The 15,693-nt window shown below is 69.1% G+C and carries 15 protein-coding genes; 4 read left to right on the plus strand and 11 right to left on the minus strand.

Annotated features, from left to right (window positions below; translation table 11 throughout):
- Positions 1-25: 25 nt before the first annotated feature.
- The gene (locus HMPREF9710_RS21860) at positions 26-994 is read right to left on the minus strand and encodes a succinylglutamate desuccinylase/aspartoacylase family protein (protein ID WP_005670007.1); all 969 of its coding nucleotides are present in this window, start codon (positions 992-994) and stop codon (positions 26-28) included.
- Positions 995-1,110: 116 nt separating this feature from the next.
- Between HMPREF9710_RS21860 and HMPREF9710_RS21865 the strand changes: the two genes are divergently transcribed.
- Complete coding sequence (locus HMPREF9710_RS21865) at positions 1,111-1,743, plus strand: hypothetical protein (protein WP_005670009.1); 633 nt, start codon at positions 1,111-1,113, stop codon at positions 1,741-1,743.
- Here HMPREF9710_RS21865 and HMPREF9710_RS21870 read toward each other — a convergent pair.
- The 3 genes from HMPREF9710_RS21870 to HMPREF9710_RS21880 all read right to left on the minus strand — a co-directional run bounded on the left by HMPREF9710_RS21870 (position 1,724) and on the right by HMPREF9710_RS21880 (position 3,814).
- Complete coding sequence (locus HMPREF9710_RS21870) at positions 1,724-2,194, minus strand: hypothetical protein (protein ID WP_005670010.1); 471 nt, start codon at positions 2,192-2,194, stop codon at positions 1,724-1,726. The genes HMPREF9710_RS21865 and HMPREF9710_RS21870 overlap by 20 nt on opposite strands.
- A gap of 104 nt (positions 2,195-2,298) precedes the next feature.
- Complete coding sequence (locus HMPREF9710_RS21875; protein ID WP_005670012.1) at positions 2,299-3,168, minus strand: pirin family protein; 870 nt, start codon at positions 3,166-3,168, stop codon at positions 2,299-2,301.
- A 40-nt stretch (positions 3,169-3,208) separates the two neighbouring features.
- A complete protein-coding gene (locus HMPREF9710_RS21880; protein ID WP_005670014.1) occupies positions 3,209-3,814 on the minus strand; it encodes an FMN-dependent NADH-azoreductase in 606 nt (201 codons plus the stop codon).
- Positions 3,815-3,924: 110 nt separating this feature from the next.
- Between HMPREF9710_RS21880 and HMPREF9710_RS21885 the strand changes: the two genes are divergently transcribed.
- Entirely contained in the window at positions 3,925-4,878 is a 954-nt protein-coding gene (locus HMPREF9710_RS21885) for a LysR family transcriptional regulator (RefSeq protein WP_005670016.1), read from the plus strand.
- On the opposite strand, the gene asd is transcribed toward HMPREF9710_RS21885, so the two are convergent.
- The 5 genes from asd to HMPREF9710_RS21910 all read right to left on the minus strand — a co-directional run bounded on the left by asd (position 4,875) and on the right by HMPREF9710_RS21910 (position 9,375).
- Positions 4,875-5,729 carry an archaetidylserine decarboxylase gene (gene asd, locus HMPREF9710_RS21890; protein WP_503826226.1) on the minus strand — a complete coding sequence of 285 codons (855 nt, stop codon included), beginning with the start codon at positions 5,727-5,729 and terminating at the stop codon, positions 4,875-4,877. The genes HMPREF9710_RS21885 and asd overlap by 4 nt on opposite strands.
- 171 nt (positions 5,730-5,900) lie before the next feature.
- Positions 5,901-6,743 carry an SMR family transporter gene (locus tag HMPREF9710_RS21895; protein ID WP_005670019.1) on the minus strand — a complete coding sequence of 281 codons (843 nt, stop codon included), beginning with the start codon at positions 6,741-6,743 and terminating at the stop codon, positions 5,901-5,903.
- Between the two features lie 3 nt (positions 6,744-6,746).
- Positions 6,747-7,991 carry a tetracycline resistance MFS efflux pump gene (locus tag HMPREF9710_RS21900; protein WP_005670021.1) on the minus strand — a complete coding sequence of 415 codons (1,245 nt, stop codon included), beginning with the start codon at positions 7,989-7,991 and terminating at the stop codon, positions 6,747-6,749.
- An 11-nt stretch (positions 7,992-8,002) separates the two neighbouring features.
- Entirely contained in the window at positions 8,003-8,713 is a 711-nt protein-coding gene (locus HMPREF9710_RS21905; RefSeq protein WP_005670024.1) for an HD domain-containing protein, read from the minus strand.
- Entirely contained in the window at positions 8,710-9,375 is a 666-nt protein-coding gene (locus HMPREF9710_RS21910) for a ribonuclease HI family protein (RefSeq protein WP_005670026.1), read from the minus strand. The genes HMPREF9710_RS21905 and HMPREF9710_RS21910 overlap by 4 nt, the downstream gene beginning before the upstream one ends.
- Positions 9,376-9,462: 87 nt before the next feature.
- Between HMPREF9710_RS21910 and HMPREF9710_RS21915 the strand changes: the two genes are divergently transcribed.
- On the plus strand, positions 9,463-11,382 hold the full coding sequence (locus HMPREF9710_RS21915) for a S9 family peptidase (RefSeq protein WP_005670028.1): 1,920 nt from the start codon (positions 9,463-9,465) through the stop codon (positions 11,380-11,382).
- Positions 11,383-11,406: 24 nt separating this feature from the next.
- Here HMPREF9710_RS21915 and HMPREF9710_RS21920 read toward each other — a convergent pair whose 3' ends face one another.
- The gene (locus HMPREF9710_RS21920) at positions 11,407-11,928 is read right to left on the minus strand and encodes a YXWGXW repeat-containing protein (protein WP_005670030.1); all 522 of its coding nucleotides are present in this window, start codon (positions 11,926-11,928) and stop codon (positions 11,407-11,409) included.
- Between the two features lie 173 nt (positions 11,929-12,101).
- Entirely contained in the window at positions 12,102-12,338 is a 237-nt protein-coding gene (locus tag HMPREF9710_RS21925) for a hypothetical protein (protein WP_005670032.1), read from the minus strand.
- Positions 12,339-12,562: 224 nt separating this feature from the next.
- On the opposite strand from HMPREF9710_RS21925, the gene HMPREF9710_RS21930 reads away from it, so the two are divergent.
- Positions 12,563-15,688: a penicillin-binding transpeptidase domain-containing protein gene (locus HMPREF9710_RS21930; RefSeq protein ID WP_005670034.1), complete on the plus strand. Its 3,126-nt coding sequence runs from the start codon at positions 12,563-12,565 to the stop codon at positions 15,686-15,688.
- The last annotated feature ends 5 nt before the right edge of the window (positions 15,689-15,693 follow it).

Below are 15,693 nucleotides of genomic sequence, written 5' to 3' on the forward strand. Positions count from 1 at the left end.
CCCGGTCGAAGGTGGCGAGGACGCCTTACTCGCGGCCGAAAGTCGTGTTCGGGCGGGTCAGGTAGTACCACTCGGTGTTGGCGGCGGCGTTCGCGGCGGGGAACAGGATGCGCCCGCCGAATTCAGCCACCACCGGCGTGCCGTCGGCGCGGTGGCCGAGCAGCTCGCCTTCGCTCACCGGGTCGAAACTCTTCCACGGGCGGACAAAAGCGTCGTCCGCATGCAGCTTGTCATGGACCACGACCATCGACAGCGCTTCCATCTCGTCGAAGGCGACCGGTTCCGGATCCGCAGCGGCGATCAAGCCCAGGTGGGCCAGCGTGTTCATGATGGCGCGGTAGGCGACGTCCGGCGCGGCCGGATCGTCGTGCTGGCCGCATTCCAGGGTCAGCGCGTAGCCGCCGGTGCTGCGCATGTACTCGGTGGTGCCGACGCCGTAGCGCAGCACGGTTTCCAGTTCATCGGCGCTGCGGCTGCGGCGCTGCACGCCGTCGCCATAGGTGGCCAGCCAGCCGTCGACGAAGCGGCGCACGCCCAGGCGGCGCGCCCACGCGCGTTCCTTGGCGGCGTGGCGGAACGGCTGCAAGGTGCCGTCGTTGTCGAGCGGCCCGACCATCACGAACGGCTCGCCGGTGGCGGCGAAGGAATGCAGGTCGAGCAGCACGTCGTGCTGGCCGAGCAGGGGGCACAGCCAGTTGGCGACCTGGTCCTCGAAGTCCAGCGGCTTCTCTTTCGGGAACAGGTCGCGGTTCAGGTTGCGGTCGCCGTTGCGGGTGTTCTGGGCGTAGGCCAGCGGATTGACGATCGGGACGAAGGTGACGCTGCCGGCCGCGATGTGAAGAAGGCCGCTGTCGATTTCTTCCATGACCCGCTGGATCGCCTTGGTGCCGCACACCTCGTTGCCATGGGTCGCGCCCATGATGATGACGCGCGGGCCGGCCGCTAGGGCCGTGTAGTTGATGGATTTGAATTGGTACTGGCGGGGGGAAGTCATGGGTAGCGTAGGCCGGAGAAAAAAGGTGGCGACATTCTATCGGTAAAAGTGCAAGTGATACTATCCCCTGGAGCGAGGCCGACATGCGGTGTCGCTGCCGATCCGAAAGGAGCCATATGAAGCGACGGAAGACCGGGGCGCTGCTTGGGTTGCTGCTGCTTGCCGGCGCGGCCCAGCCGGCGCTGGCCTGCCGTTTCCTGCCGCAGCGGTCAAGCGCACACGAGCAGGTCGCGCGCGCCAACGACGTCTCGCTCGTCAAGGTGGTGCGCGCGACGCCCAGGCCCGGGGCCGCGCCAGATCGCCCACGCGACACGCCGGCCTGGATGATGCCCTATCTGGGCTGGAATCCGGCGACCGGGCACAGCGGCCCCGCGAATCGGGACGACGAACGATACCTGGCGCAATACCCGGTCGAGTACGAATTCGTGGTCGAGAAGCGCTGGCGCGGCGCGGACCGCGCGACTTTCACGCTCATGGGTGTCTCGCCGCCGACCGCCTTCCATGACCCGGGACCCGAAGCCGACCAAAGCCGCGAGGAATTCTGGGAGGCCGGAGGCGGCCGCTACGCCCGGATGCACCTCTGCAGCATCGAACCCTGGTTCGTCGTCGGCGAACGGTATCTCATATTCGTCGGGCATCCGGTCACTGCGCGCAGTTACGAGCACGTCGCGACCATCGAGGGCCGGGCAAACCCCGACGACAAATGGCTGGCCTATGTCGAGGAGCGGCTCAGCCCTGCGCTTCAATGACCCCGAACCCGGCCGGCGCGTCGCCCAGATAGGCCAGCACCGCATGCGCCTGGATATTGGCGTCGTACTGGGCATTGGCCGCGATCGCGGCGCGCAATCCCGGCACGATGTCCGGCGTATGCGGCTGACGATAAGCCTTGATCAATAGATGCACCAGGTCGGCCGGCGCATCGGCGCGGCGCAGGCGCGATTCGATGATGGACAGCAGCGCGCGCTGCATGCGCGGGGTGGGATTGCGGATCTCGCCGAACACATAGGGTGTGTTGGCGATCGCGGCGCAGACGATGCTCTCCATCCGGTCGGCCTTGTAGTCGGACGGGATGTCGAAATACGCCTTGTTCCAGCGGGTGTGCGGATAGGCGTGGCCGGGCGGGAAGCGGTCGGCATTTTCCAGGCCCATGGCCCGGCTTGCACGCGACCACAGGTCGCCGAGGGTGTCCAGCAGTGCCATTACGAGATGTCTTGCGCTTGTGTCATCCCGCGAGTGTAGCGCATGGCCGGGAACCTCGCATAGGGGGGCAGCAGGGCGGTTGGGGGCGCCCTGCTGCCGATCGTTCAAGTGAACCTGCCGGCGCGGAAGTCCTCCACTGCCTGCTGCAGTTCGGCCTGGGTGTTCATCACGAACGGACCGTACTGCGCGATCGGCTCGTTCAGCGGCCGTCCGGCCAGCACCAGCAGGCGGGTCTTTGCTATCGCCTTGATGCGCACGCCGTCGGCGCCGGGCGCATTGTCGAGGATCGCCATGCGCGCCTGGCCGACGCCCTTGCCCTCGATGACGGCCTCGCCGCGGAACACGTAGACGAAGGCGTTGTGGCCGGCCGGGATCGGCTGCTCGAACGTCACGCCGGCGGGGATCTCCAGGTCGAGGTAGAGCGGCTCGGTATGCGCGCGCTGCACGGCGCCGCTCACGCCGTGGGTGCTGCCGGCGATCACCTGCACCGTCACGCCATCGTCCAGCGTAAAGCGCGGCACTTCCTCGAGCGGGATGTCGCGGTACCAGGGTTCGATCATCTTGTCGCTGGCGGGCAGGTTCAGCCACAGCTGGAAGCCTTCCATCAGGCCCTCGTTCTGCTCCGGCATCTCGGAGTGGATCACGCCGCGGCCGGCCGTCATCCACTGCACGCCGCCATCGGTGATCATGCCTTCGTTGCCGGCGCTGTCGCGGTGGCGCATGCGGCCGGCCAGCATGTAGGTGATGGTTTCGAAGCCGCGGTGCGGGTGTTCCGGGAAGCCGGCGATGTAGTCGCCCGGCTTGTCGCTGCCGAAGGCGTCGAGCATCAGGAATGGATCCAGGCGGCGCTGCAGGGGACCGGTCAGCACGCGGTTGATCTTCACGCCCGCGCCGTCCATCACGAACTGGCCGTTGATGATGCGCTCGACGCCGCGCGTTTTCTGGATGGGGGGGGTGGCAACTGCGGTGTGCATGCTGTTCTCCTGTTGGTTGCGCCGCCTGGCGGGCGGCAGATTACGCCAGTGCGGGGTTGATGGCTGCGATGGCCGCGTTGGCTGCGGCCTGGCCCTTGGCCACGGCCTCCGGACCCATCGCCATGCCCGACGAATAGATGAAGGTGTGGTCGTTCAGGCCGAGGAAGTTCAGCAGGGCGCGCATCTGCGGCACCTGCGGGTCGGCCGCTTCGTCGTAGACGCCGCCGCGGGCCGCGGCCACGTACACCTTCTTGTTCTTCAGCAGGCCTTCCGGACCGGTCTCGGTATAGCGGAAGGTCACGCCGGCGCGGGCGACCGCGTCGAACCAGCTCTTCAGTTGCACCGGCATCGAGAAGTTGTACATCGGGGCGCCCAGCACGATCACGTCCGCCGCCTGCGCTTCAAGGATCAGCGCGTCATCCAGGGCGACGCGCGCCGCCTGTTCCGGACTGCGTTGGTCGGCCGGGGTGAACAGGGCGCCGACGGCGGCGCCGTCCAGCAGCGGGTGCGGCTGGGCGCCGAAGTCGCGACGCACGACGGTCGCGCCAGGGTTGGCGGCGGTCAGCTTGTCGACGATCTGCTGGGTGACGCGAGTCGATTCCGATGCGTCGCCGCGAACGCTGGTGGTGATGTGCAGGATGTTCATGGTAAGCCCCTTCGTTTTGGTGGAGAGTTTCGATGGGGACACTTTAGCAATTCCAAAATCAGTCCGGAAGCCAGTAGAATGGATAACATTATTCTGCTGATGGGACAATCATGGACGTGGAACCGAATGACTTGCTGCTGTTCGCGCGGATCGTCGAGTCGGGCAGCTTTACCCGCGCCGCCGAACGCGTCCACCTGCCCAAGTCGACCGTCTCGCGCCGCCTGGCGCTGCTCGAGACGACCCTGGGCGAACGCCTGCTGCAGCGCACGACCCGCAAGCTGGTGGTCACCGAATTCGGCGCCAGCCTGTACGAACACGCGCGCCGCCTGGCCGACGAAGTCGACGCCGCCGGCGCGCTGGCCCAGCACCGCCAGGGCGAACCGAGCGGCAAGCTGCGCATCTCGGCGCCGGGCGACTTCGCCAACAGCGGCCTGAACGAAGTCATCGCGCGCTTCCTGGAGCGCTATCCGGCGGTCAGGCTCGAGATGGACCTGACGCCGCGCCGGGTCGACCTGGTGGCGGAAAATTTCGACATCGCGATCCGCATGGGCGACCTGCCGAACGACGCGACCCTGAGCGCGCGCCCGATCACGCTCGAGCAGCCCGGCCTGTACGCGGCGCCGAGCTACCTGGCGCGGCGCGGCATCCCCGAGCATCCCGACGATCTCGACGCGCACGACGTGCTGTGCATCCTGAGCCGCACCGGTGGCGCCGCGCCGTGGACGCTGGTGCGCGGGAAGCTGCGCTGGGAGCGCGCGCTCAACGCGCGGCTGACGGCGAATTCGCCCGACCTGCTGGCGCGCATCGCCTCGCGCGGCGCCGGCATCGCGCTCAGCTCGACGCTGTTCGCCCAGCCCTATATGCAGACCGGTGAACTGGTGCGGGTGCTGCCCGAATGGGACATGCCGACCGCCAACGGCTGGGCGGTATTCCCGAGCCGTAAGCTGATGCCGGCCAAGACCCGGGCCTTCCTGGAGATGATCGAATCGGCGTGCACCGAAAAGGGCCATAGCCCGCATGCCGCGGTGGCCGCCTTCAAGGCGCGCGCGGCGCTGGAGGACTAGGAGGTGAGCGGCCGTTCGCCCATCGGTTCGCCCAGGCGCACCTTGCCTTCCGGCGCCCAGGCCGGATCGAAGGCGATGGCGCCGCGCTGGAACAGCATCACGACGGTCGAGCCGAGCAGGAAGCGGCCCATTTCCTCGCCCTTTTTCAGGGTGACCTGGCCCGGCTCGTAGTTCCACTCGCAGATGCGCGGCATGCGCGGCGGATTGACCACGCCATGCCAGACGGTGGCCATGCTGCCGACGATGGTCGCGCCGACCAGGGTCATCACGAAGGGCCCGAATTCATCGTTCTCGAATACGCACACCACGCGCTCGTTGCGCGCGAACAGGCCCGGCACGCCGCGCGCCGTGGTCGGGTTCACCGAGAACAGCTTGCCCGGCACATAGATCATGCGCGTCAGGCGCGCGTCGCACGGCATGTGGATGCGGTGATAGTCCTTCGGGCTCAGGTAGACGTTGGCGAAGTGGCCGTGCTGGAAATGCGCGGCCAGCGACGCGTCGCCGCCGACCAGTTCGCTTGTCGTGAACTTGTGGCCCTTGGCCTGGAAGATCTGGTGGTCGTCGATGTCGCCGAACTGGCTGATGGCGCCGTCGACCGGGCACACGTAGTCGCTGGCCGCGATCGGACGCACGCCGTCGCGCAGCGGGCGGGTGAAGAACTCGTTGAAGCTGGGATAGCTGGCGATGTCCGGATTGGCCGCTTCGCTCATGTCGACGCCGTACTTGCCCACGAACCAACGGATCAGGCTGGTCGTCATCGACCCTCCCTTATGACCGGCGACGCGGCCGGCAAGGTTGGTCATCGCCTGCTTCGGCATGACGTATTGCGGCAAGACTTTTATACGGGACACGGACGATCGCCTTTCTTCGAAAAGTGCGCATTATAACGGGCGTACACTATAGTAGTGCCGAATGGAAATGGTATTTCCATTGCAAGCCTTTGGTCGAGTGTACCCCAGGTGGCGCCGCAGTGGCGGACGCTGGCGCTGCGCGTTTCTTGCCCTGGACGGTGAGAGTACGATTTACGCCAGTCGCACCGCCGCCGCGCCCAGCGTTACGAAGGCGGCGCCGCAGATCCGGGCGCGGGTGGCGCGCTCGCGCAGCACGAAGACCGCGATCGCGGTGGCGAACACGATCGAGGTTTCGCGTAGGGCGGCGACCACCGCGACCGGCGCCCGGGTCATCGCCCACAGTGCGAGGCTGTAGGAGACGGTGGTGGCGACGCCGCTCAGCAGAGGCAGCGTCGGGTTGAGCAGCATGTAGCGGGGCAGCTGGCCGGCGGTACGGCGCCACGACACGACGGCGATGCCGATCCCGCTGGCGATGAAGACCCAGGCGGTGTAGGCGGCGGGCGAGCCGGAGCGCCGCACGCCAAGGCCATCGACCAGCGTATACGCGGCGATCGTCACGGCGGTGAGCAGCACCAGCACGGTCGGGCGCACGCCGCCCGAGGCATGGCCGCGGGCGCCGAACGTCAGGGCGGCGGCGCCGGCGCAAATCAGGCCGATGGCGAACCACTGCGCCGCCTGGAGCGTTTCGCCGGTAAAGAAGATGCCAGCCACGGCCACCAGGACCGGCGCTATGCCGCGCATCAGTGGATACGCGTGGCCGATGTCCGCATGCTGGTAGGAGGCGGCCAGCAGCGAGTAATACGCGATGTGGATCAGGCCGGATGCAGCGATGAATGGCCAGCTGGCTGGCGCCGGCGCCGTCAGGAAGGGCAGGGCCAGCGCGCCGATCAGGGCGGCCCCGCTCATCACGGCCAGCGCCGCCATGAAGGTGTCGGTACGCGATTTGAGGGCCGCATTCCAGGCCGCGTGCAGGAAGGCTGCGAACAGGATCGCGGCAAGCACGGGCGCCGACATGGATCAGGTCCTCACGCCGGCATATCGATGGCTGCGAAAGTAATGCCACGCCACCACCAGCGCCAGCGCCTGCATCGCCGCGCACACGAAGAAGCTGCTGCCGACCCGCCAGTCGCCGGGGGGCAGGTGGCTGACCGCGCTCAGGATGGCGGTGCCGAGCAGCGGCGTGACGATCACGCCCAGGCTGCCGATCGACTGCAGGGAGCCCATCAACTCGCCCTGCTGGTCGGGCGGCGACGATTTCGACACGATGCCCTGCAGCGCCGGGCCGGTGGCATACGCCAGCACGTTGGCCAGGATGAAGACGTACATCATCCAGCCCTGGGTCGCCAGGCCATAGGCGAGGAAGGTCAGCATGCCGGACGCCAGGGCCATCAGCGACAGCCGCACCTCGCCGAAACGGTGGATCAGTTTTCCCAGCAGCCAGGCCTGGACCACCACCGAACCGAGGCCGACGCAGAACAGGGCGATGCCGTTGTCGCGCGGCGTCCAGTCGAAGCGGAAGGTGGTGTACAGCACCCAGGTCGATTGCAGCATCATCTGGGCGAAGGTGGCCAGGGTGATCACGACCACCAGGCCGCGGATGTCCTCGCGTTTCACCAGTCGCAGCAGGGCGGAGAAGGGATTCAGGCGCGCCAGCCTGAACGGTCCGCGGCTTTCCTTCGCCAGCGACTCCGGCACGAACAAAAAGCCATACACCAGGTTCGCCGCCGACAGCGCCGCCGCGACGTAGAACGGTAAATGGAGGTCGGCGTCGCCCAGCACGCCGCCCAGCATCGGGCCGCAGATGAAGCCGAGGCCGAAGGCGGCGCCGATCTTGCCGAAGCTCTTGGCGCGGTTCTCGCGGGTCGAGATGTCGGAGGCATAGGCCGAGGCGACCGACATGCTGGCCGAGGACATGCCGCCGATGATGCGGCCCACGAACAGCCAGGCCAGGCTGGGCGCCCAGGCGGTGACCAGGAAGTTCAGGCACATGCCCGCCATCGAGTACAGCAGCACCGGACGGCGGCCGATGCGGTCGCTCAGCGCGCCAAGCGCCGGCATGAACAGGAATTGCAGGATCCCGAAGGTTGCCGCCAGCACCCCGTACCACAAGGCCCGCTTGTCCGGCCCGTCGACGAACTGGTCGAGCAGCAGCGGCAGCACCGGGACGATCAGGCCGATGCCGAGCATGTCGATGAAGACGCAGACGAGGACGAAATTGAGTTTGCCGGGGACAGCTTGCGGTGCTGCGGTCGAACTGGTCATGGACACCTCGGTCAATACAGTTCGTCTATCTTAGCATTGCTACAAGTGGTCCAGGTTGTGGTCCAGGTTCCACTCCATTCGGCCGCGAATTCCTCGCGGAAGGCCAGCAGCTTGGCCAGCCGTTCACGGCCCAGTGCACGCGCGGCGTCGGTCTGCATCATGTCCGGGAGCTTCTGCAGCTTGACCATGATGTGGTCGAGGCTATAGCGGCGGTCGTCGAAGGCGCGGTCCCGGCCCAGCGGGTCGCTTGGATGGGCCAGGCTGCTTTCCATGCGCCCCGCGATATAGAACATGCGCGCCAGCCCCACCAGGCCCAGGCCGTCCATGCGGTCGGCGTCCTGCACGATTTTCGCCTCGATGGTCTCGGCCGGGATCGCCGCCGAAAAGCTGTGCGCCTCGATCGCATGCGCCACGGCGTCGAGTTTCTCGCGCGGGAAGCCGAGATGGGCCAGCTGGTGGCGCGCCAGCCGCGCCGAGCGGCGGGAGGCCTGGTCGCGTTCGGGGTCGTTCTTCGGCAGGTTGACCAGGTCGTGCAGGTAGCAGGCGGCCAGCACCACCAGGCGGTCGGCCTCGGGGTGGTTGACGAGCAGGGCTTGCGCGGTGCGCCAGACGCGGTCGAGGTGGGCGCTGTCGTGGGCGCCGTCGGTGTCGGCGCTGCCGGCGGCCATGGCGGCCAGCCTGGTGCGCCAGCCGGCGAGATCGGTATTGCTTGTGTCGGTCATGTTTCCTGTTCCAGGGTGAGGGGCGGCATGGCGCGCTGCGACAGCGCGTCGGCCCGGGCATTCTTGTGGCGCGGGATCCAGCGCAGCCGCGCCTGCGGCAGGCGGGCCAGCAGGGCCAGCGCCTCGCTGCGCAGCAGCCCCAGCGCCGGCGCGCTGGCGCCATCGGGGGCATTGACGTCGTCGATCACGACCTGGCTGTCGCCCAGCACCAGCAGGTCGGTCGCGCCATGGTCGATGGCGGCGCGCAGCACGGCATTCAGGGCGCGGTATTCCGCTTCGCTGCTGTTGCCATGGCCGCCGTCGACGGAAAGTTCGCAGCGCTGGCCGGCCGGCCCTTCAAGCACGGCGCCCAGTCCGCAGCGGCCCGGGTTCGGCCGCGCCGAGCCATCGAACCAGGCGCGCCAGGCGCTGGCCTCCGGTCCCGCGCCGCGGGTGCGCGCGGCGGCGACGCTGGCCTGGCGCCGCGCGGCCTGCAGTTCGGCGTGCCGGCGCTGGGCCTGGCGCGCGGACAGCAGGCTGGCCAGTCCGGCGCTGCCGGCGCTGAGCGTCAGGGTGCGTTCCAGGGCATCGGCCTCCGGCATGCCGGTGCGCGCCGTCAGGCGCCGGGCGGCGGACAGCTCGGTCTTGAAGGCGGCGGCTTGCAGGATGGCGAGATCGATCATGGCGAGAGCATAACCGATTCGCGATTGTTGACAGGTGTTAAGACTTTTGAAACACTCATCCCGTTGAACTCAACCACAGGAGAAGGTATGCGTCAGAATCGCCGAGCTGTCAGTCTGTCCCTGTTCGCCATGCTCGCCGGCGCCGGCCTGGCGCCGGTGCAGGCCCTCGCCCAGGCCGCGTCGGCCAGGCCGCGCGCCCGGGCCGTCAAGCGCTACACCATCGAGCAGTTCATGGCGACGACCTCGCTCACCGGCGCCTCGTTCAGCAAGGACGAGAAGCAGATCCTGTTCAGCAGTAACGAGTCCGGCATCTTCAATGCCTACACGCTGCCCGTCGGCGGCGGCAAGCCGCGCGCGCTGACCGCGTCGAAGACCGACACCACCTACGCCGTCGGCTACTTCTACAACGACGACCGCATCCTGTTCACGCGCGATGGCGGCGGCAACGAGCAGAACCACCTGTATGTGCGTGAACTCGACGGAAAGGAACGTGATCTCACGCCGGGCGACAAGCTGAAAGCCTCGTTCGCGGGCTGGAAGCCGGACGGCAGCGGCTTCTACGTCGTCACCAACGAGCGCGATCCGAAGTTCTTCGATCTGTACCTGTACGACGCCGCCACCTATGCGCGCACGGTGGTGTACAGGAACGACAGCGGCATGAACGTCTCGAGCATCAGCCGCGACGGCAACTGGCTGGCCTTCAACAAGCCCGCCACCACGTCGGACAGCGACGTCTATGTGTATGACGTGCAGGCGCGCGAGATGAAGCACGTCACGCCGCACAAGGAGCCGGCCAGTCATTCGGCCGAGACGTTCGACCCGGCGTCGAAGCGCCTGCTGTTCACGAGCAATGCGGAAGGCGAGTTCGCGCGCATCAAGGCCTATGACCTGGCCAGCGGCGCGACGAGCGACGTCGAGAAAGCCGACTGGGACCTGCTGGGCACCGGCTATTCGCGCAACGGCCGCCACCGCGTCAGCATGGTCAACCGCGACGGCAGCATCGAAGTGCGCCTGTATGACGATGCCGGCAACCCGGTGGCCTTGCCCAGGCTGCCGGGCGGCGAGATGCGCCAGGTGACGTTCTCGGAGAGCGGCAACCTGATGGCGTTCTACCTCAACGGCGACCGCTCGCCCAGCAACCTCTACGTGCACGACTTCAGGAACGGCAAGACCACCCAGCTGACGCGCAGCCTGAACCCGGAGATCGATCCGAACGACCTGGTCGAGGCCGAGGTGGTGCGCTTCAAGTCCTTCGACGGCATGGTGATCCCGTCGATCTACTACCGGCCGAAGGGCGCGTCGCCGAGCGCGAAAGTGCCGGCGGTGGTGTTCGTGCACGGCGGGCCGGGCGGCCAGACCATGCGCGGCTACAGCGCCCAGATCCAGTACCTGGTCAACCACGGCTATGCGGTCCTGGGCATCAACAACCGCGGCAGCTCGGGCTATGGCAAGACCTTCTTCCGCGCCGACGACCGCAAGCACGGCATGGAGCCGCTGTGGGATTGCGTCGAGGCCAAGACCTGGCTGGCCAGCCAGGGCTATATCGATCCGGAGCGCATCGGCATCATGGGCGGCAGCTACGGCGGCTACATGACCCTGGCGGCGCTGGCCTTCCGGCCCGAGGCGTTCAAGGTCGGCATCGACATCTTTGGCGTCAGCAACTGGGTGCGCACCCTGGAAAGCATCCCGCCGTACTGGGAAGCGCAGCGCAAGGCGCTGTACGACGAGATCGGCGACCCGGTCAAGGACAAGGACTTCCTGGTCGCGACCTCGCCGCTATTTCACGCCCATCACATCCGCAAGCCGCTGATGGTGATCCAGGGCGCCAACGACCCGCGCGTGATCAAGGCCGAGAGCGACGAGGTCGTCGAGGCGGTGCGCAAGAACAAGGTGGAAGTCGAGTACGTCGTGTTCGACGACGAGGGCCACGGCTTCTCCAAGAAAAAGAATGCGGCCGTGGCGAACGCCAAGATCCTCGCCTTCCTCGACAAGCACCTGAAGCCCTGAGCCGCATCCCGGCCGCGCCCTGGCTCAGTAGCGGTGAGGATTGTCCGGGCGGCGGTCGTGGCGGTTGCGCACGCCGTCGCCATCGCGGTCGCGGTCATGGCGGTCGCGGATGCCGTCGCGGTCCCGGTCGCGGCCATGGTGGCGGTCGTGCTTGTCGTGCTTGTCGTGCTTGTAGTGATGGCGGTCGCGATGGTCGCGGTAGTGGCCCGGCGGCGGGCCATAATGGTGGGCCGGACCGCGGTTCCAGCGCGACGGCTCCATCACCCAGCGTCCGCCGCGATGGTGCCAGCTCGGCGGGGCGTACACATAGCCGGGACGCGCGGCGACATAGTGGCCTCCCACCCAGTGGTGGCGGTGCGCGCGCCACTCCCAGTAGCCGGGCGCCCAGACGTAGCCGCGGCGCGGCGCTGGCACGACTTCATAGATGGGCGCCGGCGGCGCGGTGTTGATCACGACCGAGATATGCGGCTGGGCGTGCGAGGCTTGCGGGGTGAAGGCAGCGGCGCCGATGGCGACCAGGGCTGCAATCAAAATAGGGGATTTCATGTTCGTCTCCAGATCCTTGAGCGGATGCGCTGCAATATAGCAATCCGGGAAACGAAACGTGGCGTTTGAAGCAAGTTCTTACAACTGAAACAGATCAGCGGGCGGCGCAGCTTCGGGCCGCCGCGCGCCGCATCCTGGCGGCGCGTCGGCGCAGGCGATCCGACCTGCGGCGTTCACATGCGGCTCCCGACGGTGACGGTGTCCGCCGCCAGCAGCTGCGATTTTTCGGCAGCGTCCAGGCGCTTCGCGCTGACCTTGACGACCGCCATCTTGTCGCCGCTGGCGACGGCGGCATCGCTGACGTTGTAGCTGCTTGCATGGGCGTCGGGAATCCTGGCCAGGTAACCGGCCGGGACGGCGACCAGGGCGGCGGCGATGAAGATGGCTTCCATGTGCTTGAGGACGTTCATTTTGCGGCTCCGTTTAGTGAGTAGTGAGGGGTGGTCGGTGTGTCGATGTGTCCACTGTAGGCCAGCCGCCGCCCCGTCTCCAGCGACATGCGACGAGCCGTAGAAAACGCGGAATGAGCTGCATCGGGAGGCGGATAAAGCCCCGGACAGGCTGTCTTTCACGCTCCCCCGGCTAGATGAGCACGAAGGGCGCGTGGGCGCCACGTAACCACCGGATGACAGGCATGCTCGCCACCCTGATCGACCAACTGGCCGCTTCGCGCACGGCGCGCCGGCGCTCCCGCAACCTGCGCGCAGGCGCCCGTCCGGCGTGCGCCGAGGCCGGCCGGTCGCTGTCCATCGGCCCTGCCTGGCTGTGGGCCGTGCTGGTCGTGGTCCTGGGCGGCGCCGTCGCGCTGGCGATGCATGCGCGCGCGCTGCCGGACGGCGCCGCCGAGACGCCCGGCGCGGTCGCGCTGGGCGCCCTGCAGCCGCTTGCGCCGGGGCTCGACTTCGTGGTCCCGCGCGAGAGCGGCGTCTCGCTCACCCAGCACGGGGGGCTGGCCCTGCTGGTGGCGAGCGGCATGCGCGCCGGCCCGGCGCTGCGGGTCGACCTGTGCACCCAGATGCTCGACCCGGCGCGGCCGCGCATGCTGCCGCTGCGGATCGGCTATCCCTTCGACGAGGCGGCGCGCATCGCGGGCGCGGCCAATGCACCGCCGCGCAGCGTGCTGCTGGCCCGATCCGGCTCGACGATGCCACGCATCGACATCGCCGGCAATGCCGGCGCCGGCGCGACTGGCTTGACGCTCGCCTGGAACGCCGGCGCCGCAACGGCGGGCTGGATCGGCGATGCAAGCGCCGGCAACGTGACGCGCGCTCGCCAGGGCCAGGCCGTGCTGGGCAACAGCGGCTGGCTGCTGTGGGGCAGCGAGGCCCTGCGCTTCACGCGCCGGCCCAGCGCCGCCTGCCCGCAGGTGGGCGAGCTGGTGCTGCATCACTATCAGCCAGGCGCCGCTGGCGGCGCGGCCCTCGTGCAGGCCTTTCCGGCCCACGGCGCGAGCGTGGAGTTGCGCCTGGCGCCGGGCGCGTGGCAGGTGCCGCTGCGGCCTGGCCCCGGCATGGAAGACCAGGCGCTGTTCGAGGCGCTGCGCGCGCGCGGCCTGCTGCGCCAGGGGCGCGACGGTCTGGTCGAGCTGGCGCCGCGCGACCTGCTGGCCTGGCAGCAGGCCGGCCAGGAGGCGCGCGCGCCGCTGCCGGGCTGGGAAGATCACGTGCTGGACGCCGGCGACCGCCGCCTGCTCGAACGCCTGCATCACCGCGCCGACGGCGCTTATGTGCGCGAACAGGTGCGCATCTTTAACAGCGAGCGCCGGCTGGTGGCCTGGCGCACCCGGCCGGGCGCCGACGCGGTCTGGCATGCGCTCGTCGGCGGCGCGCCGACCCCGCGCGAAGCCGGCTTGCCGGTGGCCGCGATGCGCCTGTTCGCACGCCTGCCGGAAGGCTGGGAACCGTGGCAGCGGGTCGGCGGCTGGGATGGCGGCCGCCAGGGATCGCTGGTGACTTTGAATACACCGGCAACCGGCCAGCCGGTCGAGCTGCTGGTGGCGGGCCGGGTACGCGGCGTGACTGGTGCACGCGTGCTGGCCCAGGGTGCCTGCGACGGCCGCGCCTGCCCGGACCGCGAGGCGGTGCAGCGGCTGGTGCTGGCGCCGCTGGCCGGGGCGGCCGCGATCGCGGTGCAGGTCGAGCCGCTCGACCTGGCGGCGATGTCGGGCAGCGCCGACGCCGCCTACCGCCACCTGGCCATGGTCGATGGCCGCCTGGCCTGGCAGGCGCTGCCCGCCGGCGGCAGCGGTGGAACACGGCCCGCCGCCGTACCGGTGCGCCTGCGCGACCGCCATGGCGAAGCGTTGTGGGCCGACGGCGCGCCGGCCGGAGCGGCGCTGGGCGCCGGCCTGGCGCCGTTGCTGGGCGTGCACCGCCAGCACGACGGCAGCGTGGCCGGCATGCTGGCGCGGCTTGGCGGCGCCGGCCACGTGGCGCAGCTGAGCCTCGACCTGGACCTGCAGGCCAGGGCCCAGCAGCTCCTGGACTGCATCGGCCTGCGTGGCGGACGCTGGGACGGCCAGGCCTGTGTCGGCGGCCTCGATGCCCAGCCGGAGCGGCGCGCCGGCCTGGTGCTGCTGGATGCGGGCAGCGGCGACATCCTGGCCGCGGCCTCCAGCGGCGGCGGCCAGGCCGATCCGAGCCGCTGGGCAGAATTGCGCGACTTCGACCGCGCCGATCCGGCGCGCAGCCCACTGCGCAGCGCTGCCTTCCAGCACGACGGCGGCGCACACCGCGCGCCTGGCTCGACTTTCAAGGTGATCACCGCCCTCGGCCTGGAAGGGGCGGCGCGCGCCGACGCCCGCCTGGACGGCCTGCTGCAGGGTTTGTCCCTGCACGAGGTGGACCGGCTGGCGCAGGCGGGCGGCTACGATTTCCGCACCGGCGCGCCGAGTTATCCTTTCGATGGCAACCGGGCCCGCATCACCAATTTCCGCGACCAGATCACCAGCACCCGCGCCCAGGACGGCCGCCTGGGCCTGGCGCAGGCGATGGCGCACAGCGTCAACACCTGGTTCGCCTGGAGCGCCGAACTGAGCGACCGCACGCTGATGGGACAGCCGGACGGCGGCATGCCGGGCGCGCGCGAACTGGAGCCGGGCGCGCTCGACACGGTGCGGCCGGTAGCGGCGATGGCGGCGCGGCTCGGCTTCGGCCAGCCGCTGCGGCTCGACGGCGGCCTGCTGCCGCCCGACTACCGCTGGGGCGAGTGGGACGCGTTGCAGGCCAGCGCCTCGCGCCTCGACCCGGTCCACAGCCGCCACGAACTGCGCCAGATGGCGATCGGCCTGCGCATGCAGGCCACGCCGCTGCAGATGGCGCTGGTGGCGGCGGCGGTCGGGGAGGGCCGCACCGTGGCGCCGCGCCTGCTGCTGTCGCTCGACGGCCGCGCGGCGCAGGCGACGCCGGGCCAGGCCCTGGGCGTGCGCCTGGACCGCGTGCGCGCCGGGATGAAGGGCGTGATCGACGGCGGCACCGCGGCCGGGGCGTTTCGCGGCGCCGGTTTCGACCTGCTCCGCCCCGGCCTGTACGGCAAGACCGGCACGGCGCCGGCCGGCCAGGACGAGCTGGCGACCGTCTGGTTCATGGGCTGGCTCGAGCCGGGCAGCCTGCCGGGCCAGACCGGGCGGCTGGCCTTCGCCGCATTCGTGAGCCATTCGGCGGCCACCGGCGGCGGCCATGCGGCCCCGGTCGTGGCGGCCCTGTTGCAATCGATGCAATCGGCAACAGAAGGGCAGTCGTTGGAAAAGAGGCACAAATAAGGTTC

This window comes from Massilia timonae CCUG 45783 (assembly GCF_000315425.1).
Taxonomy (GTDB): Bacteria; Pseudomonadota; Gammaproteobacteria; order Burkholderiales; family Burkholderiaceae_D; genus Telluria; species Telluria timonae.